Source organism: Streptomyces sp. SS8 (assembly GCF_054072955.1).
The window spans coordinates 108,081-130,033 of record NZ_JBSVCZ010000015.1 but is presented as its reverse complement, the minus strand read 5'-3'; the positions used below and the strand labels follow the sequence as shown (position 1 = coordinate 130,033).

General features: G+C 75.9%; 21 protein-coding genes and 1 pseudogene. 8 read left to right on the top strand and 14 right to left on the bottom strand.

What is annotated here, in order from left to right:
- Positions 1 to 24 precede the first annotated feature (24 nt).
- Complete coding sequence (locus ACW69E_RS16505; protein WP_457499005.1) at positions 25 to 882, bottom strand: universal stress protein; 858 nt, start codon at positions 880 to 882, stop codon at positions 25 to 27.
- 239 nt (positions 883 to 1,121) lie between these two features.
- On the opposite strand from ACW69E_RS16505, the gene ACW69E_RS16500 reads away from it, so the two are divergent.
- From ACW69E_RS16500 to ACW69E_RS16490, 3 genes are all read left to right on the top strand, one after another.
- Complete coding sequence (locus ACW69E_RS16500; RefSeq protein ID WP_457499004.1) at positions 1,122 to 3,890, top strand: bifunctional acetate--CoA ligase family protein/GNAT family N-acetyltransferase; 2,769 nt, start codon at positions 1,122 to 1,124, stop codon at positions 3,888 to 3,890.
- 32 nt (positions 3,891 to 3,922) lie between these two features.
- Positions 3,923 to 4,633 (top strand): CBS domain-containing protein, encoded by a 711-nt coding sequence (locus tag ACW69E_RS16495; RefSeq protein WP_457499003.1) that lies wholly within the window; start codon positions 3,923 to 3,925, stop codon positions 4,631 to 4,633.
- Positions 4,634 to 4,716: 83 nt separating this feature from the next.
- On the top strand, positions 4,717 to 5,238 hold the full coding sequence (locus ACW69E_RS16490) for a flavodoxin domain-containing protein (RefSeq protein WP_457499002.1): 522 nt from the start codon (positions 4,717 to 4,719) through the stop codon (positions 5,236 to 5,238).
- Between the two features lie 181 nt (positions 5,239 to 5,419).
- Here the strand turns inward: ACW69E_RS16490 and ACW69E_RS16485 are convergent, their stop codons facing one another.
- Positions 5,420 to 5,815, bottom strand: coding sequence for an OsmC family protein (locus tag ACW69E_RS16485; protein ID WP_457499001.1), 396 nt, complete (start codon positions 5,813 to 5,815; stop codon positions 5,420 to 5,422).
- Positions 5,816 to 6,025: 210 nt separating this feature from the next.
- On the opposite strand from ACW69E_RS16485, the gene ACW69E_RS16480 reads away from it, so the two are divergent.
- Positions 6,026 to 7,000: an Acg family FMN-binding oxidoreductase gene (locus ACW69E_RS16480; RefSeq protein WP_457499000.1), complete on the top strand. Its 975-nt coding sequence runs from the start codon at positions 6,026 to 6,028 to the stop codon at positions 6,998 to 7,000.
- 31 nt (positions 7,001 to 7,031) lie between these two features.
- On the opposite strand, the gene ACW69E_RS16475 is transcribed toward ACW69E_RS16480, so the two are convergent.
- A complete protein-coding gene (locus tag ACW69E_RS16475; protein ID WP_457498999.1) occupies positions 7,032 to 8,747 on the bottom strand; it encodes a GAF domain-containing protein in 1,716 nt (571 codons plus the stop codon).
- A 327-nt stretch (positions 8,748 to 9,074) separates the two neighbouring features.
- Here ACW69E_RS16475 and ACW69E_RS16470 point away from each other — a divergent pair, with 327 nt between their 5' ends.
- On the top strand, positions 9,075 to 9,359 hold the full coding sequence (locus ACW69E_RS16470; protein WP_457498998.1) for a DUF1540 domain-containing protein: 285 nt from the start codon (positions 9,075 to 9,077) through the stop codon (positions 9,357 to 9,359).
- A 38-nt stretch (positions 9,360 to 9,397) separates the two neighbouring features.
- On the opposite strand, the gene ACW69E_RS16465 is transcribed toward ACW69E_RS16470, so the two are convergent.
- Both ACW69E_RS16465 and ACW69E_RS16460 read right to left on the bottom strand, forming a co-directional pair.
- Positions 9,398 to 9,670, bottom strand: a complete 273-nt coding sequence (locus ACW69E_RS16465; protein WP_457498997.1) for a TrkA C-terminal domain-containing protein — start codon at positions 9,668 to 9,670, stop codon at positions 9,398 to 9,400.
- A gap of 8 nt (positions 9,671 to 9,678) precedes the next feature.
- Entirely contained in the window at positions 9,679 to 12,114 is a 2,436-nt protein-coding gene (locus ACW69E_RS16460; RefSeq protein WP_457498996.1) for an HAD-IC family P-type ATPase, read from the bottom strand.
- 238 nt (positions 12,115 to 12,352) lie between these two features.
- Between ACW69E_RS16460 and ACW69E_RS16455 the strand changes: the two are divergent.
- Positions 12,353 to 12,634 (top strand): annotated as a pseudogene (locus tag ACW69E_RS16455) (DUF1918 domain-containing protein); the annotation flags it as partial.
- A gap of 40 nt (positions 12,635 to 12,674) precedes the next feature.
- On the opposite strand, the gene ACW69E_RS16450 reads toward ACW69E_RS16455, so the two are convergent.
- Together ACW69E_RS16450 and ACW69E_RS16445 are read right to left on the bottom strand one after the other, a co-directional pair.
- Positions 12,675 to 13,712: an Acg family FMN-binding oxidoreductase gene (locus ACW69E_RS16450; RefSeq protein ID WP_457498995.1), complete on the bottom strand. Its 1,038-nt coding sequence runs from the start codon at positions 13,710 to 13,712 to the stop codon at positions 12,675 to 12,677.
- A 260-nt stretch (positions 13,713 to 13,972) separates the two neighbouring features.
- The gene (locus ACW69E_RS16445; RefSeq protein ID WP_093849325.1) at positions 13,973 to 14,227 is read right to left on the bottom strand and encodes a DUF1876 domain-containing protein; all 255 of its coding nucleotides are present in this window, start codon (positions 14,225 to 14,227) and stop codon (positions 13,973 to 13,975) included.
- Positions 14,228 to 14,609: 382 nt separating this feature from the next.
- Between ACW69E_RS16445 and ACW69E_RS16440 the strand changes: the two genes are divergently transcribed.
- Entirely contained in the window at positions 14,610 to 16,199 is a 1,590-nt protein-coding gene (locus tag ACW69E_RS16440; RefSeq protein WP_457498994.1) for a bifunctional aminoglycoside phosphotransferase/ATP-binding protein, read from the top strand.
- 75 nt (positions 16,200 to 16,274) lie between these two features.
- Positions 16,275 to 17,639, top strand: coding sequence for a nicotinate phosphoribosyltransferase (locus ACW69E_RS16435; RefSeq protein ID WP_457498993.1), 1,365 nt, complete (start codon positions 16,275 to 16,277; stop codon positions 17,637 to 17,639).
- A 131-nt stretch (positions 17,640 to 17,770) separates the two neighbouring features.
- On the opposite strand, the gene ACW69E_RS16430 is transcribed toward ACW69E_RS16435, so the two are convergent.
- The 7 genes from ACW69E_RS16430 to ACW69E_RS16400 all read right to left on the bottom strand — a co-directional run bounded on the left by ACW69E_RS16430 (position 17,771) and on the right by ACW69E_RS16400 (position 21,904).
- A complete protein-coding gene (locus ACW69E_RS16430; RefSeq protein ID WP_457498992.1) occupies positions 17,771 to 18,463 on the bottom strand; it encodes a hypothetical protein in 693 nt (230 codons plus the stop codon).
- A complete protein-coding gene (locus ACW69E_RS16425) occupies positions 18,460 to 18,855 on the bottom strand; it encodes a DUF6114 domain-containing protein (protein WP_457498991.1) in 396 nt (131 codons plus the stop codon). Before ACW69E_RS16425 ends, ACW69E_RS16430 begins: the two co-directional genes overlap by 4 nt.
- Positions 18,846 to 19,466, bottom strand: a complete 621-nt coding sequence (locus tag ACW69E_RS16420; RefSeq protein ID WP_457498990.1) for a DUF6230 family protein — start codon at positions 19,464 to 19,466, stop codon at positions 18,846 to 18,848. The genes ACW69E_RS16425 and ACW69E_RS16420 overlap by 10 nt, the downstream gene beginning before the upstream one ends.
- A 419-nt stretch (positions 19,467 to 19,885) precedes the next feature.
- Entirely contained in the window at positions 19,886 to 20,095 is a 210-nt protein-coding gene (locus ACW69E_RS16415; protein ID WP_206347666.1) for a DUF4236 domain-containing protein, read from the bottom strand.
- Between the two features lie 99 nt (positions 20,096 to 20,194).
- Complete coding sequence (locus ACW69E_RS16410; RefSeq protein WP_457498989.1) at positions 20,195 to 20,500, bottom strand: hypothetical protein; 306 nt, start codon at positions 20,498 to 20,500, stop codon at positions 20,195 to 20,197.
- The gene (locus tag ACW69E_RS16405) at positions 20,493 to 21,122 is read right to left on the bottom strand and encodes a hypothetical protein (protein ID WP_457498988.1); all 630 of its coding nucleotides are present in this window, start codon (positions 21,120 to 21,122) and stop codon (positions 20,493 to 20,495) included. The genes ACW69E_RS16410 and ACW69E_RS16405 overlap by 8 nt, the downstream gene beginning before the upstream one ends.
- 116 nt (positions 21,123 to 21,238) lie before the next feature.
- Entirely contained in the window at positions 21,239 to 21,904 is a 666-nt protein-coding gene (locus tag ACW69E_RS16400; protein ID WP_457498987.1) for a hypothetical protein, read from the bottom strand.
- Between the last annotated feature and the right edge of the window lie 49 nt (positions 21,905 to 21,953).

Below are 21,953 nucleotides of genomic sequence, written 5' to 3'. Positions count from 1 at the left end.
GCCGGCCCGCCGCACCGGGCCGGCTCAGTCGTGCGGTACGACGGCCACCGGCGCCGGCGAGTGGTGCATCAGGGCGTGGGTGACCGGTCCGGTGTGGAAGCCCAGCCGGGCGCGGCGGTTGCGGCGCCCCACCACCAGCAAAGAGGCGTTCTCGGCGGCCTCCAGCAGGTGGTGGGCGGCCCTGCCGACCACGGCCTGCGGCCGCACCTCCACCTCCGGGTGCCTCTCCCGCCAGGGGGCCAGCACCCGGGTCAGGGCGTCGGACTTCTCCTCGGCCAGGTCGTCGATCAGATGGGGGTTCACGGCCACCGGGTTGATGCCGTACACCGGCGGCGGGTCCCAGCCGTGAACGACCGTCAGCGGCACCCCGCGCCGGGCGGCGGCGTCGAAGGCGAACTCCAGCAGCTCCTCGCGCGGCCTGGTCAGGTCCAGTCCCACCACCACGTCACCGGTGTCCTGCTCGGCCGTCCCGGCCCGCACCAGCACCACCGGGCACTCCACGTGCGCCACGGTGGACAGCGCCACCGAGCCCACCAGGAAGCCCGTCAGCGTCCCCCGGCCCCGCGAGCCCAGGACCAGCAGCTCCGCCTCGCCCACCGAATCCCTGATCACCTCGGCCGGGCGGCCGGCCAGCCGCTCCACGGCGACCTCCAGCGGGGGGTGCCTGCGGGCCAGGTCGGCGGCCGTCTCGTCCGGCAGCGCCTCCCACCGCTCCCGCGCCTCCGGGTCCATCCCGGACAGCACCCTCGGGTGGGAGTCGTTCTCCCTCACGTGCAGGAGCCGCAGCGGCAGCGTGCGGCGCAGCGCCTCGCGGGCCGCCCACTCGGCAGCGGCCAGGCTCTCTCGCGAGCCGTCCAGGCCCACGGTGACGGTGCGGGTCATGGTGTGTACCTCCAAGCCTTCCCGGTGGAGCGGTCGTCCGCTCCACCTCCAGGCTGCGGCCGGGTACCCGCCACCGCGAGGGGACACAGGTCCCGACAGACGGGACCGACCGGCCTGCCGGGCCCTCCGCCCCGCCCGGCCCGGGCCGAACGGCCCTGCGCCGGGCCCCTGCCGGCCCTGGGAGCGGCCCCGCTCCCGCAGCACCCTGGAAACCGAGGCAGAAGGAGAGGGGACCGGCCATGACGGGTACCACCGGCACCACCGGAACGGCGGACACCACGGGCGCCGCGCCCACCGTACGGCCGGCCCACGCGCTGCTGGCCGACGGCCGGACCGTGGAGATCCGCCCCGCCCGCCCCGAGGACCGCACCGGCGTCGAGGGGCTGTACGAGCGGATGTCGCCCGAGAACCTGCGCCTGCGGTTCTTCGGCTCCGGCCTCGAGCTGGGCCGGCGGGCCGCCCGCCGCGTCTGCGCCCCGCCCCGCCCCGGCAGCCTGGCCCTGCTGGCCCTCCACGAGGGGCGGCCCGTGGGGATCGCCGAGTACGAGGGCGAGGACGGAAGCGGGGACGGGAACGGGGGCGCGGGCCGCACCGCGGAGGTCGCCCTGGCGGTCACCGACGAGTTCCACCACCGCGGCGTGGGCACCCTGCTGCTCGAACACCTCGTCCACGCCGCCCGCGCCGCCGGCGTCACCGCCTTCACCGCCGGGGCCCTGGCCGACAACCACGCGATGCAGAAGGTCTTCGCCGACCTGGGACTGCACACCACCCGCCGCTACGACGCCGGCGAGGTGCGCTGGACCATCCGGCTGGACCCCGACGAGCACTACCTGACCGCCGTCGACGAGCGCGCCCGCACCGCCGACGCCGCCAGCCTCCGCCCGCTGCTGCGCCCCCGCTCCCTCGTCGTGGTCGGCGCCGACGGACCGGAGGGGGAGGCGGGCCGCACCGTCCTGCGCGGCCTGCGCCGCGCGGGCTTCACCGGGCGCCTGCTGGCCGTCGCCCCCGGCGCACGGTCCGTCGAGGGCGTCCCCGCCCACCCCTCGGTGACCGCCCTGCCCAAGGCACCCGAGCTGGCCGTCCTGGCCCTCCCCGCCCACGAGGTCCCCGAGACCGCCGAGCAGTGCGGCAAGACGGGGGTGCGCGCCCTGGCCGTCCTCGGCCCCCGCCTCGACGCCACCCGGGGCGCCGCCCTGCTGGCCTCCTGCCGCCGCCACGGCATGCGCCTGCTCGGCCCCCACTCGCTGGGCGCCGCCAACACCGAGGACGACGTCCGCCTGGCGGCCGTCCTCACCGCCGCACACCCCGCCCCCGGCACCGCCGGGGTGGCCGTGCAGTCCGGCGGGGTCGGCACCGCCCTGCTGGGCGGGCTGGCCCGCCTGGGCATCGGCGTCTCCACCTTCGCCTCCCTGGGCGACAAGTACGACGTCAGCGGCAACGACATGCTCCGGTGGTGGGAGGGCGACGGCCGCACCGGCCTGGCCCTGCTCCACCTGGAGTCCTTCGGCAACCCGCGCGCCTTCTCCCGCACCGCCCGCCGCGTCGCCCGCCGCATGCCCGTGCTCACCGTCGACGCCGGACGCTCCGAGGCCGGACGCCGCGCCGCCGCGGCCCACACCGCCGCCGCGTCCGCCCCCGCCATGACCCGGCGCGCCCTGTTCGAACAGGCCGGGGTGATCGCCACCCGCGGCATCGGCGAACTCCTGGACACCGCTGCCCTGCTCCACTCCCAGCCCCTGCCCACCGGCACCCGGGTGGCCGTGGTCTCCAACGCCACGGGCGCCGCGGTCCTGGCCGCCGACGCCTGCGCCGAGGCCGGACTGATCCTGCCCCGGCTGCCCGGCTCCCTCACCGCCGAACTGCTCGGCGCCCCGCCCGCTGGCGCCGTCGCCTCCGCCGGCAACCCCGTCGACACCGGCGCCGCCGACGGGCCGGGGCCGGCCGACTGCGCGGGACGGCTGGCCGGGTACGGAGGCGTGGACGCGGTCCTGGCCGTCCTGGTGCCCACCGCCCCGGCCGACGGCAGCGCGGAGGACCACGAGACGACGGTCCGCGAACTGCTGCGCACCGCCGCCGCCCACCCCTCCCGCACCATCGTCGCCGTCCTGCCCGGCCAGGCCGAACGCGTCCGCCTGCTCCGTTCGGACGACGGCACCGCCCTCCCGGCGTACGCCGAACCCCAGGACGCCGCCCGCGCCCTGGCCCACGCCGCCGAACGGACCCGCTGGCTGGGCCGTCCGCCCGGCGAGGTCCCCGAACCGTCCGGCGTGGACACCGGGGCCGCCCGCGCTCTGGTCGGTTCCTTCCTCGCCGACCACCCCGGAGGCGGCCTGCTCGGCCCCCGCGACTGCGCCCGCCTGCTGGACCACTACGGCATCCCCCGCCTCCCCCAGGCCTGGGCCGGGGACGAGGACGCCGCCGCCGAGGCCGCCGCCCGCCTGGCCGCACAGGGCGATGGACGTGTGGCCCTCAAGGCCCACTGGCCCGGCCTGCAGGACAGGAACGAGGAGGAGGCGACCGCCCTCGACCTCCAGGGCGAGGACCGCGTACGGGCCGCCTGGCGGGAGCTGTCCGCCCGCCTGGACGGCGCCATGACCGGCGCACTCGTCCAGCCCATGGCACGGCGCGGCACCGAACTGGTCGCCGGTGTCGTCCAGGACGAGGTCTTCGGCCCCCTGGTCCTCTTCGGACCGGGCGGCACCGCCGCCGAACTCCTGGCCGACCACGCCGCACGCCTCGCCCCGCTCACCGACCGGGACGTCCATGACCTGATCACCGCACCCCGCTGCGCCCCCCTGCTGCTCGGGCGCCGCGGCACACCGGTGGACCTGGAGGCCCTGGAGCAGATCCTGCTGCGCCTGTCGCGGATGGCCTGCGATCTGCCCGAACTCACCGAGGCCCACCTCGGCCCGGTTCTGGCCCGCCCCGACGGCGCCACCGCCGTCGATGTCCGCGTGCGCCTGCTGCCCGGGCGCGCCCACGACCCCCACCTGCGCCGGCTGCGCTGACAGGCCGCCGGAAAGAGAACACGGAGGACGCCATGAAGCACAAAGTGGTCGGCGCCGTCATGACGATCGACGTCGTCAAGGCCCACCCGACGACACCCTTCAAGCAGATCGCCCACCTGCTCGCACGGCACGGCATCAGCGGCCTGCCCGTCGTGGACGGCGACGACAAGGTCCTCGGCATCGTCTCCGAGACCGACCTCCTGGCCCACCAGGCGCGCCAGGGCTCGGACGGCGCCCCGCCCAGGGGGCGCCCCGGCCGCCGCCGGGCCGCCGCCGGACGCCCGCTGACCGCGGGTGAACTGATGACCGCTCCCGCCGTCACCGTCCACGCCCTGGACTCCGTGGCACGCGCGGCCCGCACCATGGTCGCGCACGGCGTCCAGCGGCTGCCGGTCCTGGACGAGGAGGAGCGGCTGGTCGGCATCGTCACCCGCCGCGACCTGCTGGGCGTCTTCCTCCGCCCGGACGCCGACATCCGCGCCCAGGTCGTCGACGAGGTCCTTATCCGGTCCCTGTGGCTGTCCCCGGACACCGTCTCCGTCTCCGTCGCCGAGGGCGTGGTCACCCTCACCGGACAGGTCGAGCGGCGCAGCGAGATCCCCGTCGCCACCGCCCTCATCCGCCGCCTGGACGGCGTGGTCGACGTCGTCAGCCACCTGGCCTACCGCCTGGACGACTCACGGCTGCGGCCCGAGGAACCCGCACTGCACGGCCTCGCCGACCGCTGGCTGCGCAACCACTGACCCACCCGCCGGCACGCCACCGGTACGGCACCGGTCCTCCCGGGCACCCGGGAGGACCGGCAAGGCACAGGAAGGCGATCACGATGACACCACCGCACGTACTCGTCGCCTACGGCTCGAAGAACGGCTCCACCGCGGAAATCGCCCAGTGGATCGGCCAGGACCTGCGGGACAGCGGCCTGACCGCCGACGTCCTGCCCGCCGCCGAGGCCGCGGCCCTCGACGGCCTCGACGCCTACGACGCCGTCCTGCTGGGCTCCGGCCTGTACGCGGGCCGCTGGGTCGGGGAGGCCACCCGCTTCGCCCGGCGCAGGCGCCACGCGCTGGCGCGGCTGCCGGTGTGGCTGTTCAGCAGCGGCCCGCTGGACGCCTCCGCCGAGGAGCGCGACATCCCGCCCGCCCCCGGCGCCGCGCGTGTGGCCGCCCTGATCGACGCACGCGGCCACACCACCTTCGGCGGCCGGCTGGGCGAGGACGCGCGCGGCTTCATCGCCCGGCAGATCGTCAAACAGGGCAAGGGCGGCGACTTCCGCGACCGCGAGCACATCCGCCGGTGGGCGCGCTCGGTCGCCGCCGAACTCACCGGGGCGGCCCAGAACACCTGAGCACCCGAAAGCCGCCGTGTCCTGTGCCGTGTCCCGGGCGGGACACGGCACAGGACACGGCGAAGGTCCGGACTCCGGGCGGAACCCGGAAGCCGGACCGAGGACACCGGGCCGGAAGGCACCCGGCCGAAGACCGCGGCCCGGCCGGTTCCCGGGCCGGGCCGCTCCCCTCCTGGGCCGGTCAGCCGATCTCGATGTCCACCCGCGGCGGCTGCCGCAGCGAGTTGTGCACCGTGCAGTGGTCCACCACCGCCGCCAGTGCCCGGGTGCGCGTCTCCCCGATGTCCCGCGGCAGCACCAGGCGCAGCCGCACCTCCCCCACCCGCGCCGGCCGGTCGGCGGCCATCTCGTACTCCGTCTCCACCCGCAGCCCCTCGCGCGGCAGCCCGTGCCGCGCCAGATAGCGGCCCGCGTAGAAGCCCACGCACGAAGCCAGCGAGGCGACGAACAGGTCCACGGGTGTGGGCCCCAGCCCCTCGCCGCCGGCCTCCGGCGGCTGGTCCACGGTGAACTCGTGACCGCGCACCGAGATCTGGTAGGCATCGCCCCCCGACAGGGCCACCGCCACCTTCTCCATGACGCACCTCCTTGACATCGCCTCCAGTCAACCGACCCGCGCACCGCCGCGGCAGGGGCCGACCGGACGCGCCGGGGGGCCGTACGGCCCCGCTTCCCGGGCCGCCCGGCCGCCTGGACCGGTCGGCGGCGCGGAACGGGACCAACGGCACTGCCCCGGCGCACGGCCGGCCCGGCAGCCTGGTGGCGGCCGGAACGGGAGGAGCACCCCATGCCATCCACCACACTCGACGCGGTCGTCCTGGAGAACCTCGTCTCCGCCGCCGTGGCCGCACCGTCGATCCACAACACCCAGCCCTGGCGCTACCGCCTGGACACCTCCACCTCCACCCTGGAGGTACGCGCCGCCGCGGGGCGGGGGCTGCGCCACACCGACCCCGTCGGCCGGGCCCTGCACGTCTCCGTCGGCGCCGCCGTGTTCAACCTCCGCGTGGCGGTGGCCCACACCGGCTGGGAGCCGTCCGTACGCCTGCTGCCCCGCCCCGGCGAGCCGGACCTGCTGGCCTCCGTGCGCCCGGTCGGAGCCGGCGCCCCGGACCCGCGCCACCGCCCCGACCTGTACGCCGCCCTGTGGCGCCGGCACAGCAGCCGCTTCCCCTTCTCGCCCCACCGCCCGCCCGCCGGGCTCCTGCGCGAGTTGGCCGCCGCCGCCCGTGCCGAGGGCGCCTCCCTGTGGTTCCCCGGCGCCCGGGACACCGCCCGGATGATGCGCCTGACCGCCGCGGCCGAACGCCGCAACACCGAGACCGACGAGCGCCGCGCCGAGAACCGCGCCTGGATGCGCGAGGGAGCCCACGACGGGCTTCCCGGCCCCGCCCTGGGCGCCCGTGACGCCACCGGGCGCCTGCCGCTGCGCGACTTCTCCGGCGTCGGGGCGGCCGGCGCCCTCACGGCCCGGTTCGAGACCGGACCCACCGTCGCCGTCCTGGCCACGGCCCGCGACCGGCGCGCGGACTGGCTCCGCGCCGGGCAGGCGCTGGAACACGTCCTGCTGGTCGCCACCGCCCACTCGGTGCGGACCTCACTGCTGCACCAGGCCCTGGAGTGGCCCGACCTCCGGAGTTCCCTGCACCGCGTCACCGCGGGCCCGCGGTACGTCCAGATGCTCGTCCGCCTCGGCTACGGCCCCGAGGGACCGGCCACACCCCGCCGGCCCGTGCGGGAGGTGCTGGAGACGGGCTTCTGACCGCGCCGCCCCGGCCCGCGGGCCCGGTTCCTCAGGCCCCGTCCAGCGGCACCCGCCACACCAGGCGGGAGCCGCCGGCCGGCGGCCTCTCCACCAGCAGCTCGCCGCCGAGCTTCTCGGCCCGCTCCGCCAGGTTCACCAGCCCGCTGCGGCGGCCGCCCTCCGGGATGCCCACCCCGTCGTCGGCCACCGTGGCGGTCAGGGAGCCGCCCGCCACCACCAGCGACACCTCGGCCACCGCGGCCCGCGCGTGCCGCGCCACGTTCGACAGCGCCTCGGCCAGCACCGCCACCACATGCTCGGCCACGGCGGGCGGAACGTCGGTGTCCACCAGCCCCTCCATGCGCAGGGCCGGGGTGAAGCCCAGGTTCCCCACGGCCTCCTCCACCAGCCGGGCCACCCGCACCCGCAGCCCCTGCTGCCGGGACCGGCCGTCCCCGTGGCTGCGCAGGCCGAAGATCGTCGATCTGATGATCTTGATGGTCTCGTCCAGGTCGTCCACGGCCCGCAGCAGCCGCTCGCTCGCCTCCTGGTGCTGGACGAAGCGCACCGCGCTCTGCAGCGTCATGCCCGTGGCGAACAGCCGCTGGATGGCCAGGTCGTGCAGATCGCGGGCGATGCGGTCGCGGTCCTCCAGCAGAGCCACCTGCTCGGCCGCCCGGCGCCGCTCCGCCAGCTCCATGGCCACCGCGGCCTGTCCGGAGAAGGACGCCAGCGGCGCCGTCTCCGTCTCCGTGAACGGCGCGCGCCTCTCCCGGCGTGCCAGCAGCAGCACACCGCGCACCCCGTCGCCGGCGCCCATCGGCACCGCCACCGCCGGTCCCATGCCCTTCCAGCGTTGCGCACCCGCCGAGACTCGGGGGTCGCCCGCGATGTCGGCGCTGGTGACCGCCTCGCCGGCGGCCAGCGCCGCCCCCACGAACGATCCTTCCGGGGGCAGCACCAGTCCGCGGAACGCCTCGCAGCCCTCCCCTTCCGCCAGCACCACCTGGAGGTTGCCGGTGTCCTCCAGGGGCAGGGTCAGTACGCCCAGGTCGGCGGCGAGGATGTGGCGCGCGTGGCCGACGACCAGGGCCAGCACCTCCTGCTCGTCCACCCCGGACAGCAGTCCGGCGGTGATCTCGGCGTTGGCCTCCATCCAGCGCTCGCGGTTGCGGGCCTGCTCGTAGAGGCGGGCGTTCTCGATGGCCACGCCCGCCGCCACGGCGAGGGTGGACAGCACCGCCTCGTCCTCGGCGTCGAACTCCGCCCCGCTCCGCTTCTCGGTCAAATAGAGGTTGCCGAAGACCTCCTCGCGCACCCGGATCGGCACGCCCAGGAAGGAGTGCATCGGTGGGTGGTTGGGCGGGAAGCCCGAGGAGTTGCGGTGTTCGGCCAGTTCCGGGATGCGCAGCGGCTCCGGGTGGCGGATCAGCTCGCCCAGCAGCCCGTGGCCCGACGGCAGCGGGCCGATGGCCTCGACCGTCTCCGCGTCGATGCCCACCGGGATGAACTGGGAGAGCCTGCCGTCCTCGCCGATGACGCCGAGGGCGCCGTACTCGGCGTCGACCAGCAGCACCGCGGCCTCCACGATCCGCTGGAGGGCGTGGGACAGCTCCAGCTCCTGCCCCACCGACATCACGGCCTCGAGCAGGCTGTGCACCCGGTCCCGGGTGCCGCGCACCGCGTCGACGCGGGCCTGCAACTCGTCCAGCAGCTCGTCCAGCTGCAGCCGAGGCAGACGCCCCGCGTCCTTCTCGCTCCCCATGCCCACCGGCTCCTTCCGTCAGGCTCCAGAGCCTTTGACCAAAGGTATCGGTTCACCCGGGCGGGCCGCTGCCCCGCCTCCGGGTGTCAGGTTCAGGCCACTCATCGCGATCTCCGATTTGCAATACGAACTGCTTGGCACACTATTCAGACGGATGGGGATCCGGCGGCCTTCTCCGCGCTCGGCCCATCGGGTGAACTGTGGCGCCCTGGAGGCAGGCGCCGCCGCCCGCCCGGGAAAGTCTCCACCTCGGACAGCCCGGCCCCGGGCCGGGTTCCCGAACACCGGAAAGCGCCCGAGGACACCCGAAGAGCACTGGAGAGATCCATGGAGATGCCCGCTGTGACCGAATGCGCCGTGGAGCCCTGCGCGTACAACAGGGAGCACGCCTGCCACGCGCTCGCCATCACCGTCGGCGACCCCCAGCAGGCCCAATGCGACACGTTCTTCACCGCCCCGCGCAAGGGCGGCAGTCCGGAGGCCGCCGCGCACGTCGGCGCCTGCAAGATGTCGGACTGCCGGCACAACACCGACTTCGAGTGCCAGGCCACCGGCATCTCGGTGGGCGCCATGCACGGCACGGCCGACTGCCTGACCTACTCCCCCCGCTGACCCCGCCCCGAGCCGGCCCGCCGGCCCCGCTCCGCCCGTCACCGGAAGGCCGCGCGGATCTCCTCCTCGGTGGCGGAGTGCGACACCAGGAGCAGTTCGTCGCCGGGCCTCAGCCGCATCTGCGGTGCGGGGACGGTGGGCCGGCCGTCGCGTACGACGGTGGCCACCACGGTGCCGGGCGGCAGGCCGATGTCCCCCAGCGGCCGGCCGGCGGCGCGGGAGTGCGGCGTGATCGCGGTCTCGATGACGTCCACGCCCGCCCTGCTCAGCCGCAGCGCCACCGTGTCGGCCGCCCCGGTCGCCTCCTCCACCAGGGAGATCAGCGGGTGGTCGCGGGGATGGCGGCGTCGACGCCCCAGCGGCCGTCGAACAGCCAGGCGTTCTCCGTGTCGTTGACGCGGGCGACCACGCGCGGGACGGCGAACCGGCGCTTGGCCAGCAGGCCGATGACGAGATTTTCCTCGTCCCGGTCCGTGGCGGCGATCAGGACGTCCGCGGTGAGCGCCCCGGCACGCTCCAGGACGGCGCTGATGGGCACGAGCGGGAAACCGGCGGCGGTCGCCGCCAGGATGGGTCCGAGTTCGCCGATGTTGCTGCTGGAGGCGTAGACGAGGAACCTGCGGATGTTCTGGTAGACGGAGCGGCCGAGCCCGACGGCGGCGGCGATGGAGGCGAAGGAGTCGTCCAGCAGCACCATCACGGCGGCCTCGCGGGCGACGTCGGTGCCGGAGGCGCCCATCGCCACACCGATGTCGGCGTGTCTGAGGGCGGGGGCGTCGTTGGCGCCGTCGCCGGTGACGGCGACGACCTCGCCGCGCCGCTGGAAGACGGCCACGATCCGGGCCTTGTGCTCGGGTGCGACCCGGCACAGCAGCAGTTCGCGCTCGCCGGCGAGCAGGGCCCGGTCGTCCATCTGTCCCAGGCGCGCGCCGGTCACCACCGCCGGTCCGGGGCCGCGCACGATGCCCACACGGCGGGCGACGGCCTCGGCGGTCAGCGGGTGGTCGCCGGTGACCATCACGATGCGCACGCCCGCGCGGCGGCAGGCCGCGACCGCGTCGCTGACCTCCGGGCGCGGCGGGTCGAGCATGCCGGCCAGGCCCAGGAGCGTCAGGCCCGACTCGGTCTCCTCCCGCCCCGGGCGCGGCCCGTCCGGCAGCGGGCGGTGGGCCACGCCCAGGACGCGCAGGCCCCGGGAGGCCATCTCGTCGTGCGCGGCGGTGACGGCGGCGCGCACCTTCGGTGTCAGCTCCCTGCGCTCGCCGAGCCAGTCGACGGCCCCGCAGCGGGCGAGCACCTCGTGCGGAGCGCCCTTGACGAAGGCGGTGTACGGCGGGCGGTCCGCGCCGCCGCCCGGGGCCCCGGGGGCGCGGTGGACGGTGCTCATCAGCTTGCGGGCCGGGTCGAAGGGGTGCTCGGCGACGCGGGGGGCCGCGGCCTCCTCGGCGGCCGGGTCGATTCCGGCCTTGACCGCGGCCACCAGCAGCGCCCCCTCGGTGGTGTCGCCCAGGATCCGCCACCCCCGGTCCTCCGCGGGCGGCAGGAGCCGGGCGTCGCAGCACAGGGCCGCCGCGCGCAGCAGCGGACGTACCGCCGCGGGGTCGTCCACCTCCCCGGCCGGTTCGTAGCCCACCCCCGAGACCGGGTGGGTCCTCCCGCCGGCCCACACCCGGGTGACGGTCATCTCCGCCCGGGTCAGGGTGCCGGTCTTGTCGGTGCAGATGACGGTGGTGGCGCCCAGCGCCTCCACCGCCAGCGGCCTCTTGACCAGCGCGTGCCGCCGGGCCATGCGCCGCACCCCGATCGCCAGGGACACCGACAGGGTGGCGGGCAGCCCCTCGGGGACGAGGGCGACCATCACCCCCAGCGCGAAGACGAAGCCGGCCACCAGGTCCTGGCCGGCGGGCAGGCGTACGGCGAACAGCGCCGCTCCGACGGCCAGCGCCGTGCCCGCCACCCGGCGTGCCATGGAGGCGACCTGACGCTGCAGCGGCGTCCGCTGCCGGGGCGCCGCGGACGCCAGCCGGAAGATCCGCCCGAACTCCGTGGCCGCGCCGGTGGCGCACACCACGGCCTTGGCCGTTCCGGTGACGACGTCGGTGCCCATGAAGACGCGGTTGCGGGCCTCCAGGGGCGGCCCGGGCGCCACGGCGTCGGCGGTGCGGCGCACGGGCGCGCTCTCCCCGGTCAGGGGCGCGTTGTCGACCGGGACCTCGTGGGCCTCCACCAGGCGGCAGTCGGCCGGCACCGCGTCCCCGGCCTCCAGTACCACCACGTCGCCGGGCGCCAGTTCGTCCGCGGGGACCTCGCGCCGCTCGCCGTCGCGCAGCACCCGGCTGGTGTGCGGCACCATCGCCTGGAGCGTCTCGGCGGTGCGCTCGGCGGAGTACTCCTGGGCGAAGCCGATGACCGCGTTGAGCACGACCACGCAGAGGATGGCGACGGCCAGTTGCAGGGTGCCCTCCTGCGGGGGGTCCTGGAGGGCGTGGGCCAGGAAGGTGATCGCCGAGGCGGCGGTCAGGACGACCGCGAACAGGTCGGTGAACTGGGCGGTCAGCAGCCGCCAGGAGCCTCGGCGGGCGGCGTGCGGCAGCCGGTTGGGCCCGTGCCTGCCGCGCCGTGCGGCGGCCTCGGCCGCGGTCAGGCCGCGCGGGGAGGTGCCCAGCAAGGCGTGGACCTGCGCGGCAGGCACCGTCTGCGCCGCGTTCCCGGCCGGGAGGGCGGCGTCCGCCAGGGGCTCGGTCCCGGTGCTCATCGGGGTGCGCCGCCGCCGTCCGCGCCGCCCCCGCAGGGCCGGGTCTCGGGGAGGGCGGTGCTCATGTCCTCAGTGTGGGCACGGCCCGCGGGCGCCGCAATCGGAGGTCCCGCGGGGTTGTTCCCGCCGGTTGCGGGTACCGCGTCGCGGGGCCCCGGTCCTGCGTCCGGGGCGCACGGAGGCCGGGGGAAGGCGCCGAAGGGCGGGCGCCGGAGAGTTTCGGAGAGCGGTGACGACCATGCACGCGGAACTGGGAGACGAGCTGATCATCGAGAGCCCGGCCACGGGCGTCGCCCGGCGGGACGGCGAGATCATCGGGCTGCGCCACGGCGACGGGACACCGCCGTACGACGTGCGCTGGTCGGACACCGGCCGGGTCTCGCTGGTCTTCCCCGGGCCCGACGCCCACGTCCGGCATCTGCACCACCACGAGGGCCCGGGCACCGCCCCGGGCCCGGCGGAGCCGGGCAGGCCCGGCGCGGGCCCGGCGGAGCCGGGCAGGCCCGGCGCGGGCGGCCGGGGGTGAACCGGCCGTAGCCCGGCGGGCCCGGTCCGGCGGGCTACGGCTCGATGTCGAGCACCTCGCCCGGCGGGCGGCGCGGGGTGCCGGGCCCCGGCGGCCCGTATCCCAGCCGCAGCACCATCTGCGCCTGGCCCCGGCCCGACACCGGGTCGCGCAGTGGCCCGCGCAGGTCGGGCCACTCCACGGGCTGGGTGGCCGGTGAGCCGACCAGGCCCTCCAAGGTGGCCGTCAGCAGGACGCGCTCCATGGCCTGCCCCGCCCTCAGCCAGTCACCGGGACGGTCCTTCACCGTGCTGATCAGGGCGATCTGCGGGCGCCGCTCGAAGTCCTCCGAGCGGCGCCCGGGCACGCGCCCGGTGCCCGCGAAGTCCCGTACCGGGGCGCGTCCGTCGAACTTGCGCGGCCCGAAGGCGTACTCGGGGACCCCGTCACCGGCCGTGCCCGTCCCGCCGGCCGCGTCCGCCCCGGCGGTCGCGGTACGGGTCCAGTGCGCCAGGTCCTCCGCCTCGCCGCGGTCGGCGCGGTTGCGGGCCTCGGCCTCCTCCACCAGTTCCAGCACCCACCGCAGATGCCCCGGGCCGGGGAAGTCCAGCAGGGCGCCCTCCCGCAGGGCGGCGTCGGACAGCGCGGTGCGCGACTCCTGGGGGATCTCGGTCTCGGCGAACGGCCGGCGACTGGTGTGGCGGCGGTGGACGGCCGGGTGGAGCGCGCCGATCCCGTCCTCGCCGTCCCCGCCGCCTCCGGGTCCCTCGCCGTCCCCGGGGCCGGCCGGACGCACCACGGCGAGCAGGGCGGGATCGTCCGGGTCCGGCAGCAGCCGGGTCACCGGCCGCAGTCCCTCGTGGGCGAGCGAGACCCTCAGGTTGAACAGGGCGGCGCCACAGCTGATGTGGAGGGCGCGCCCGTCGGGGTCGGTGTGCGGGAGCACCCGGCCGGAGTCCGCGCGCACCTGGAAGGCACCCTCGCTCCTCAGATAGCGGAACCGCCACGGCTGGGTGTTGTGCACGGACGGGGCCGCGGCGGCGTCGCGGACCGCGGCCGTCACCCGTTCGTCGGACATCTCCCGTGTGCTCATCGGGCCTCCCCGCTCCTGACGGTCCGCCGGCCTGCCGGTGTGGGACTGCGAAGGGCGCGTCCGCGGGCCGGGGGCGCGGTCGGTCCGGGGCCTGCCCGGCAGCAGGGGCCTCCCCGGGCCCCGGGGGGACGCGTTCTCAAGGCGGCCGGAAGCCGCGTGTGGTCGTTCTGCCCGGGCTTCCGGTCGACGCGGCATGGGGGCACCCGGCCGGAGGCCGGAAGGCGGCGGGCGGGGTGGCCCCTGGCCGACGCGGCACCAGCTCAGGGCCCGGGGTGCGCCACGCCCTCGATGTCGGTGCGCGCGACGCTCAGCAGCTTCTGCGCCAGGTCGTTCATCGCGCGTCCCGCCGCGAGTTCGTCTCCGATCTCGGGGACGTCCCTGTCGTGCGGGTTGCGCCGTGCGACGCCCTGCCCGCTGATCTCCGTGCCCCCGAGGTCCAGTACCGCGTGGGCCTTCGTCGTGCCCTCCTCCTCGAAGAGGTGGAGGCGGACCTTCCAGTCCTGTGTGTGAGCCATCGTCTGCTCCCTGGGGTGGTGCGGGGCCGATGGGGTCCGGATGCGTTCGGCCCGGTCCGTGTGTACGTGCCTGCCGCGGCCCTCCCGGCGTGGCCGCGCCTCCCGCGGCGCACTCCGCCCACCGGACCCGCCGGCCTCGGTGGTCGCCGCGCCGGGCATCGCCGGCTCCTCCTCGGCGTGGACACGCCTGCGGCCTCTGTCTCCCACGGTAACCCCGGCGCCGTGAGCCTTCCATCGGACGGCGTACGGCCCGCGTCCCGCTCCGGGCGGGGCCGCGGGTTTCCGAAGCGGCCTTCCCGGTACTCCCCACCGGGCGACGGCCGGCGTCCGCACGGCCCCCGCACGACATCGGCACGCTCGACGGCAGCCAAGGAGCCACAGGATGCCCACACCCCCGACCTCCGGTCCCGCTCCCCGCCCCGACGCCGATCCCGGCACCGGGGCGGGAGCGGCGCACCCCCCGCGCGCGGAGGCAGGCGAGACCCACACCGCGGTGCTGTTCTTCCTCGGGGACCGCGTCTACAAGCTCAAGAAGCCGGTCTCCCTGGGGTTCGTGGACTTCACCACCCTCGCCGCCCGGCGGTGGGGGTGCGAGCGGGAGGTCGAGCTCAACCGCCGTTTCGCGCCCGACGTCTACCTGGGGCTCGCGGAGGTCCACTGCCCCTTCGACCCCCCTTCCGGACGGGAGGGGGACGGCGGGCCCGAGCCGGTCGTGGTGATGCGCCGTATGCCGGCCGGGCGCCGGCTGTCCGCCCTGGTGCGCCGGGGCGAGGACGTGCGGGAGCCGCTGCGGGCCGTGGCACGGCTGCTGGCGGCGCGGCACGCGGACTCCCCGCGCGGCCCGGAGGTGGTGCGCGAGGGCACCCGGGACGCGCTCGCCGGGCGCTGGGAGGCGAACTTCACCGAGGTCCGCGCCCTGGAGGGCGCGGTCGGGCTGCCCGAGGGGGTGTCCGAGGCCGAGCGGCTGGTGCGCCGCTACCTCGGCGGCCGCGAGGTGCTGTTCGAGACGCGTATCCGCCGCAACCGAGTCGTCGACGGGCACGGCGACCTGCGGGCCGAGGACATCTTCTGCCTCGACGACGGCCCGCGCGTCCTGGACTGCCTGGAGTTCGACGACCGGCTGCGCCACGTCGACGGCCTGGACGACGCCGCGTTCCTCGCGATGGACCTGGAGCGGCTGGGCGCGCCGGACGCGGCGGCGTTCTTCCTGGCCCGCTACAGCGAGTACTCCGCGGACCCCGCGCCGCCCTCCCTGTGGCACCACTACGTCGCCTACCGCGCCTTCGTCCGCGCCAAGGTCTCCCTCATCCAGGCCGTCCAGGGCGCGCCAGGGGCGCGGGAGGAGGCGCGGGGGCTGGTGGCGGCCGCCCTGCGCCACCTGCGCGCCTCCGCCGTGCGCCTGGTGCTGGTCGGCGGGCTGCCGGGCCGCGGCAAGTCCACGCTCTCGGGGGCGCTGGCGGACCGGATGGGCGTCACGCTGCTCAGCAGCGACCGCGTCCGCAAGGAACTGGCGGGCATCCCGGCCGAGCGGCCGGCTCCCGCCCCCTACGGCGAGGGCCTGTACACGCCCGAGCGGACGCGCGCCACCTACGCGGCCCTCCTGGACCGCGCGGCCGCCCTGCTGGCCTCGGGCGAGTCGGTGGTGCTGGACGCCAGCTGGACGGACCCGGAGCAGCGGGAGGCGGCCCGGCGGACCGCCGAGCGTGCCGGCGCGGAGCTGGTCGCCCTGAACTGCCGGACGCCGGGCGATGTGGCCGACTCCCGGCTGGCCGGCCGGGGGCCGGGGGTCTCCGACGCCGGGGCGGAGGTGGCCGCCGCGATGGCGCGGCGGGAGGCGCCGTGGCCGGAGGCCGTCACCGTGGACACCTCCGGCCCGCTCCGGACGGCGGCCGACCAGGCGCTGGCGGCGGTGTACCCGTACGACGCCGGGCCCGCGCCGGCCTTCCGCCGCCCCTACATGGAGCCGGGCTGACGGGCTGAGGGCCCGGGCGGAGGGGCCGGGCCGTGTGGAGGTGCGCCGGGCCGCGCGCGGAAGGAGGATGCGGACATGACCGGACAGATGACCGTACCCGGAGCGCTCACCACGGACCTGTACGAGGTGAGCATGGCCCTGGCCTACCTGCGCGAGGACATGACCGGCGAGGCCGTCTTCAGCCTGTTCGTGCGGAAACTGCCGCCACACCGCGGCTTCCTGGTCGCGGCGGGGCTGGAGTCGGCGCTGTCGTACCTGGAGGGGCTGCGGGTCGGGGCGAGCGAGGCCGCCGCCTTCGCCGAGGCGCTGCGCCGGCCGGTGGAGGACCTGGAGCCGATGCGGGGCCTGGAGTTCACCGGCGAGGTGCGGGCGGTGCCCGAGGGCCGGATCGTGCTGGCGGGCGAGCCGCTGCTGGAGGTGACCGCCCCGCTGCCGCAGGCGCAGCTGGTGGAGACCTGCCTGCTCAACCAGCTCAGCCACCAGACCGCCATCGCCTCGAAGGCGGCGCGCTGCGTCCTGGCCGCCGGCGACCGCCCGGTGGTGGACTTCTCGCTGCGCCGCACCCACGGGGTCGAGGCGGGCCTGCGCATGGCCCGCCTCGGCTCCCTGGTGGGTTTCGCCGGCACCAGCGACGTGGCCGCGTCCGCCGCCTACGGCATCCCGGCGGTGGGCACCATGGCGCACTCCTTCGTCGAGGCGTACGAGGACGAGGAGGCGGCCTTCCGCGCCTTCGCCCGGGTCCATCCGGGCCCGGTGACCTTCCTGGTGGACACCTACGACACCGAGGAGGGCGTGCGGACGGCGGCGCGGGTGCTGCGCGATCTGGGGTACGGGCCCGGCTGCGCCGTCCGGCTCGACAGCGGCGACCTGGGCGAACTGGCCGTGCGCACGCGGCGGATCCTGGACGCGGCCGGGCTGGAGGAGGTGCGGATCACCGCCAGCGGCGGCCTGGACGAGTACGGCGTCGACCGCCTGGTGCGCTCGGGCGCCCCGATCGACGTCTACGCCGTGGGCACCCGCGTCGGGGTCTCGGCCGACGCCCCCTATCTGGACTCCGCCTACAAGCTGGTGTCCTACGACGGGCGGCCGGTGATGAAGCTGTCGGCGGCCAAGGTGACCGCTCCAGGGGCCAAGCAGGTCTTCCGCGGCCCCGGCTTCGCCGATGTCGTCGCCCTGCGGGAGGAGGAGCCGCCGCCCGGTGCCGAGCCGCTGCTGGAGACGGTGATGACCGGCGGCCGGCGCGTCGCCGCCCCCGCGACCCTGGCGGCCGCCCGCGAGCGTTTCGAGGCCGATCTGGCGCGGCTGCCCGGGGAGGCGCGGCGCGTGGTGGATCCGGTGCCGCCGCGGCCCGCCGCCTCCCAGGCCCTGTCGCGCCTGACCGATGAGGTGCGCTCCCGTATCGAGGAGCGGGTGTCCGGCGGCCGCGCGGCGGCCGGCTGATCCGCACAGGCCGCCGTACGGCCCGGGCCACGGCATGGCACGCGCGGCGCGACGGGCCCCGGGCGGTGGCCTGGTCGCCGCCCGGGGCCCTCGGGGAGGGGGAGCCGCCGCTCCCCCGGTCGGTCGGCCGGTCAGTCGGTCACGGTGATCTGCGAGGCGGGGTCGGTCGCGTCGGTGATGTCGTAGGTGGCGTTGAAGACGGAGCTGCTCGCGCTGGTCGGGCAGCCGAATCCGCCGACGACGTCGACGGGCACGGAGACGTTCGTGAAGGTGAGCTTGGAGGGCGCCCCGTTGGTCCAGGTGCCCGGGATCGAGGCGCCGGCGTCGGGTGCGGCGGTCACGGTGCAGTTGGCCAGGCCGGTGGTCTGGACGACCAGTCCGCCGCTGGGCATGGACAGGGTGGCGGTGGACGGCGCCCCGTGCTGGACCGAGACGCCCCAGGAGCCGCTGGTGGTGACGGTGGCCCAGACGCCCGGCATGCTGGTGCGGCACGAGCTGTAGGTGGGCGCGTTGAGCGGGCCTCCGACCGGGCCGGCGGCGTTGTGGTTGTCCGGGGCGCCGGGGACGCGGTTGGCGTCGCCGGTGCCCGTGGGGGCGGAGCTGGAGGCGGTGCAGGTCACCGTCACGCTGCCGGCCTTGAAGGTGGCGGTGCCGTTGAGGTCGGCGGCGAAGTAGTGCCCGGCGGGGGTGACGGTCGTGGAGCCCGCGACGGCGGCCGGCTCGGCCGCGGCGGTGCCGCCACCGGCCAGGGTCAGGGCGGCCGCGGCGGCCAGACCGGCGCCGATGGACAGGGGGGTGCGGGAACGCGATGCGTTGGGGGTCACGCTTCCTCCTCGACTAAGGGGGGTTCGGGGTGGGGGGATTCCGGCGCGGGCGCCGTCCTCGGCTGCCAGCCGAAGACGAGCCCGCCGCCGATAAGTCCGGCGACCGTCCCGATCAGGAAGCCGCCGAGATTGGAGAGGACCAGCGCGGCCGCGGCGATCATGGCCGTGAGGATGCCGGTGAGGGTGCGGTAGTGCGGCGTGAACCAGGCCGACAGGCCCAGCACGATCAGCACGGCGCCCAGGAGGACGGACATGGCGCCCGCGACCCCCTGGTGCAGCATGACCTTCATCGGGGCCAGGGGGATGACCGCGATCTCCACGCCGGCGGCGACGGTGACCAGCCCTCCCCAGAAGGGCCGGCCGCGCCGCCAGCGCCGCCACCTCAGAAGCATTCGCGCTTGCCCTTGGTGATCTTCATGCTGAGGTCGGCTAGTTTGAACGTGCCCGCGTTGGTCGCCCACGCGGTCTGCTTCAGGTCGCTGATCTCCAGGGTGTCGGCCTGCTGGGAGAAGGCGTCCTGCATGCCCTGGGCTCCGTCGGGGCCCTTGTCCAGCGTGGAGGCGTCGCGGCCGATCTCGATGTTCTTGAACGAGGCGTCACCGGAGAGCTGGGTGGCGTCCACGAACAGGTCGGTGGCCTCCACCGGCTTGTCTCCGGTGCCGGCGGAGAGCTTGAGCGAGATGTCGCCGAGGATGGGCAGGGTGGTGACGACGGACTGGCACAGGCTCTCCATCCTGGCCTTCCTGATGCCGGTCACCGCGACGGGCAGCAGCTGGTCGCGGGCGTTGACGTCCACGCTGCCGTACTGCACGAAGCCTTCGCCGGTGAGCCGGTCCGCGGACACCTTGAACTGCTGGCCGGAGACGGCGAACGACGCGGCGAGGGCTCCCTCCGCCAACGCGACGGCCAGTACGCCGGTGACGGCGAAGCCGGGCACGCACACGGCGGCGAACCTGCGCCATCTGACGCGGCCGTCCACGGGTCTTCCCTGCTCGTCCTTCATGACACACCCTTCCGGCGGAGCCCGCGAACGTCTCGCGGACGCGCCTGTGGCATACGGATTGCGAGGTTCTGTGCTGGTGCGGTGCTGGTGGTGCTCGCCGGTGCGGGTACCGGGCCGGTGCACGCGGCCCGGTGACGGGCCGGCACCCGCGGTGGCGCGGCTCCACCCCGCGCCCGGCCGGGGCGCACGGGGGCTCCTCCGGTATTAGTGAGCATGTCAATACCGGCGAGTAGGTTGACTGTAGGTATGCCACTGGTCACTGGCAAGGTCCCGCGCAGCCCCTTTTCGGCCATTCGGCGGCCATCCGGCGGCCCCTCCGCGGCCGTACGCGAAAGGGCCGGCCCCGGAACCCTCCGAAGGGTTCCGGGGCCGGCCCGGGGCACCTCGCGCGGTGCTCGACCGCCTCTGCCGCCTCCGTCTCAGCGGCCGCCGCGGCGGCTCCGGCTCGTCGCCGTCCTGCGGTATCCGAACGGGCCGGGAAGATTCATCGACGTGGTGCGGCGCCCCCTGGACCCGAACGTGTACCTGGGGCCCTTCCCCCTGCCCAGGCTGAGCGACCAGGAGCGGCGGTTGCGGTTCAGGCGCACTCCGGGCAGGATCCGGATGCTCTTGCGGAACGTGACGGCCATACGGTCCTCCTCGGCTCGGCTGTCTGCGTCGTACCCGGCGGCGAACCGCCCCGCCGGGTACGGATGTTGCCCGTATGCCCGACTTCGGCTCCGGTGAACTCAGCCGTCTCCGTCCCCCCTGCCGCTCCCGCCCTCCCCCGGCGGGGCGGCACGGCGGGCCGCCTCCGCCAGGGCCTGCTCCCTGCTCATCCCGACGAGCACGGCGGCCGGGACCGCCGCCGCGGCGCAGCCGCCGTCGTGGTCGTACGCCAAATCCTCCAGGAAGTCCCGCCTGCGCAGGGACCACACGCGCGGACGCACCGTCAGCGGGCGCCCGCGCAGCAGCAGCGGCCCCCCGCACACGCAGCAGTGCGTCACCTCCGGCTCCCACGGGCCACCGACGGCGCGTACGACGGAGTCAGACATCGCGCCCCTCCCTCCCGTTCTCTCCCCGCCCGTCCTCCACTCGGCGGGCCTCTCCCCCGCCGGCCCGGGCGGCGCGCAGCAGCGCCCTGCGCGTCCACCACTCCCGCAGCGTCCACTCCAGCTCCGCCAGGGCACCGGCCGCCAGCACCGCGCTCGCCGCCCAGCGGCACGCCGCGTGCCAGAACGAGGCACCCTCGGGGGCCGCCAGGGCCAGCGCCCCGCCCGCGCCCAGCAGGGCGATCCCCAGGTTGTAGGTCAGGGCCGCCCGGCGGCTCTGCCGCAGCCACTCCCGGAAGTGGCGGCGCTGCTCCCGGCGCAGCAACTCGGCGGAGGGTCTGAAGGAGTCCGGCGGGTGCCAGGACTCCACGTCCGCGGGGGAGTACAGGTGCCGGCGGGCGTGGAAGCCGTACTGCACGCTGCCGACGAGCGCGGCGAAGGCGAGGGTGAGCAGCAGCATCGCCGGCCCGGGCCAGCGGAACTTCTCGGCGTCCGCGCCCAGCACGCCGACGGTGGCGATGCAGGCACCGGCCAGCAGCGGCGCGGCGACGAAGTGGGCCGCCTCGGACGCGCCGCCCTGCCCCAGCGGCACCGGTCTGCCCCAACTCCCCTGTCCCTCAGCCATGTTCGCCCCCGCTTCTCCCCCGTACCGCCCCGCGCCGTTCCCGCACCAGTGTCCCGGTCGAGGGCGCGGCCCGTAAAGCGCGTTCCGGCCCGCGGCCGCCCTCTCCTGTCGGCCCGCTACCGGGGTGTAGTGATCAGCAGCGAGTTGGACACGACGGGGACGGGCAAGGGCAGGTCCACATAGGCGGTCTCGGGATCCCTGCCCGCCTTCACCTCGCGGTAGGTGGCGTCGTCCATCAGGACGGCGATCAGGGATCGCTCGGACCCAGGCGCGGTGGTGCTGAGATCCGCGTCGTAGGTGTAACGCCCCGGCCCCTGCCGCCCCAGCTCGTATCTCAGGGTGTAGTGGACGCGCGGCCGGTCCGGATCACCGGTCTCCTTGCGCACCACCCACGACAGGCGGTCCCCCGGAGCGACCTCGCACTTCACCGTGGCCACCGCGTGCGCCCCGGAACGGGTCGGTTCCCCCTTGAGCTCGATCAGCACCTGCCGGTCGTCCGACGCCTCGCAGCGGGGCTCGGACCCCGGCCGGCCGGAGACCTCGGCCGAAGGCGAGCGGACACCGTCCGCCGCCGACGGGGCGGCGTCGTTCCCCTCGGAGCCGAACAAGTCGTAGATCCCCTGCCAGAGCCCCAGGGTCTGGCCGAGAAGCGCCACAACGGCCATGCCCACCATGCAGACGCCGATGATCCTCCTGCCCAACGGGCCGATGGTGGCGTTCTGCCCTCCGTCGGGAGCGGGTTCGGGTGTCTGCTGCATGCCGGCCGCCTCGTCATCACGCATACCTGTGTTCTCCCCTCCGAACGCACCGGTCAGCCACAACCGACAGAGG

What these genes read in the sequence shown, in the direction of transcription:
- ACW69E_RS16505 (WP_457499005.1), bottom strand. Translation starts at nt 882, where the DNA reads ATGACCCGCACCGTCACCGTGGGCCTGGACGGCTCGCGAGAGAGCCTG.
- ACW69E_RS16500 (WP_457499004.1), top strand. Translation starts at nt 1,122, where the DNA reads ATGACGGGTACCACCGGCACCACCGGAACGGCGGACACCACGGGCGCC.
- ACW69E_RS16495 (WP_457499003.1), top strand. Translation starts at nt 3,923, where the DNA reads ATGAAGCACAAAGTGGTCGGCGCCGTCATGACGATCGACGTCGTCAAG.
- ACW69E_RS16490 (WP_457499002.1), top strand. Translation starts at nt 4,717, where the DNA reads ATGACACCACCGCACGTACTCGTCGCCTACGGCTCGAAGAACGGCTCC.
- ACW69E_RS16485 (WP_457499001.1), bottom strand. Translation starts at nt 5,815, where the DNA reads ATGGAGAAGGTGGCGGTGGCCCTGTCGGGGGGCGATGCCTACCAGATC.
- ACW69E_RS16480 (WP_457499000.1), top strand. Translation starts at nt 6,026, where the DNA reads ATGCCATCCACCACACTCGACGCGGTCGTCCTGGAGAACCTCGTCTCC.
- ACW69E_RS16475 (WP_457498999.1), bottom strand. Translation starts at nt 8,747, where the DNA reads ATGGGGAGCGAGAAGGACGCGGGGCGTCTGCCTCGGCTGCAGCTGGAC.
- ACW69E_RS16470 (WP_457498998.1), top strand. Translation starts at nt 9,075, where the DNA reads ATGGAGATGCCCGCTGTGACCGAATGCGCCGTGGAGCCCTGCGCGTAC.
- ACW69E_RS16460 (WP_457498996.1), bottom strand. Translation starts at nt 12,114, where the DNA reads ATGAGCACCGGGACCGAGCCCCTGGCGGACGCCGCCCTCCCGGCCGGG.
- ACW69E_RS16450 (WP_457498995.1), bottom strand. Translation starts at nt 13,712, where the DNA reads ATGAGCACACGGGAGATGTCCGACGAACGGGTGACGGCCGCGGTCCGC.
- ACW69E_RS16445 (WP_093849325.1), bottom strand. Translation starts at nt 14,227, where the DNA reads ATGGCTCACACACAGGACTGGAAGGTCCGCCTCCACCTCTTCGAGGAG.
- ACW69E_RS16440 (WP_457498994.1), top strand. Translation starts at nt 14,610, where the DNA reads ATGCCCACACCCCCGACCTCCGGTCCCGCTCCCCGCCCCGACGCCGAT.
- ACW69E_RS16435 (WP_457498993.1), top strand. Translation starts at nt 16,275, where the DNA reads ATGACCGGACAGATGACCGTACCCGGAGCGCTCACCACGGACCTGTAC.
- ACW69E_RS16425 (WP_457498991.1), bottom strand. Translation starts at nt 18,855, where the DNA reads ATGCTTCTGAGGTGGCGGCGCTGGCGGCGCGGCCGGCCCTTCTGGGGA.
- ACW69E_RS16420 (WP_457498990.1), bottom strand. Translation starts at nt 19,466, where the DNA reads ATGAAGGACGAGCAGGGAAGACCCGTGGACGGCCGCGTCAGATGGCGC.
- ACW69E_RS16415 (WP_206347666.1), bottom strand. Translation starts at nt 20,095, where the DNA reads ATGGCCGTCACGTTCCGCAAGAGCATCCGGATCCTGCCCGGAGTGCGC.
- ACW69E_RS16410 (WP_457498989.1), bottom strand. Translation starts at nt 20,500, where the DNA reads ATGTCTGACTCCGTCGTACGCGCCGTCGGTGGCCCGTGGGAGCCGGAG.
- ACW69E_RS16405 (WP_457498988.1), bottom strand. Translation starts at nt 21,122, where the DNA reads ATGGCTGAGGGACAGGGGAGTTGGGGCAGACCGGTGCCGCTGGGGCAG.
- ACW69E_RS16400 (WP_457498987.1), bottom strand. Translation starts at nt 21,904, where the DNA reads ATGCGTGATGACGAGGCGGCCGGCATGCAGCAGACACCCGAACCCGCT.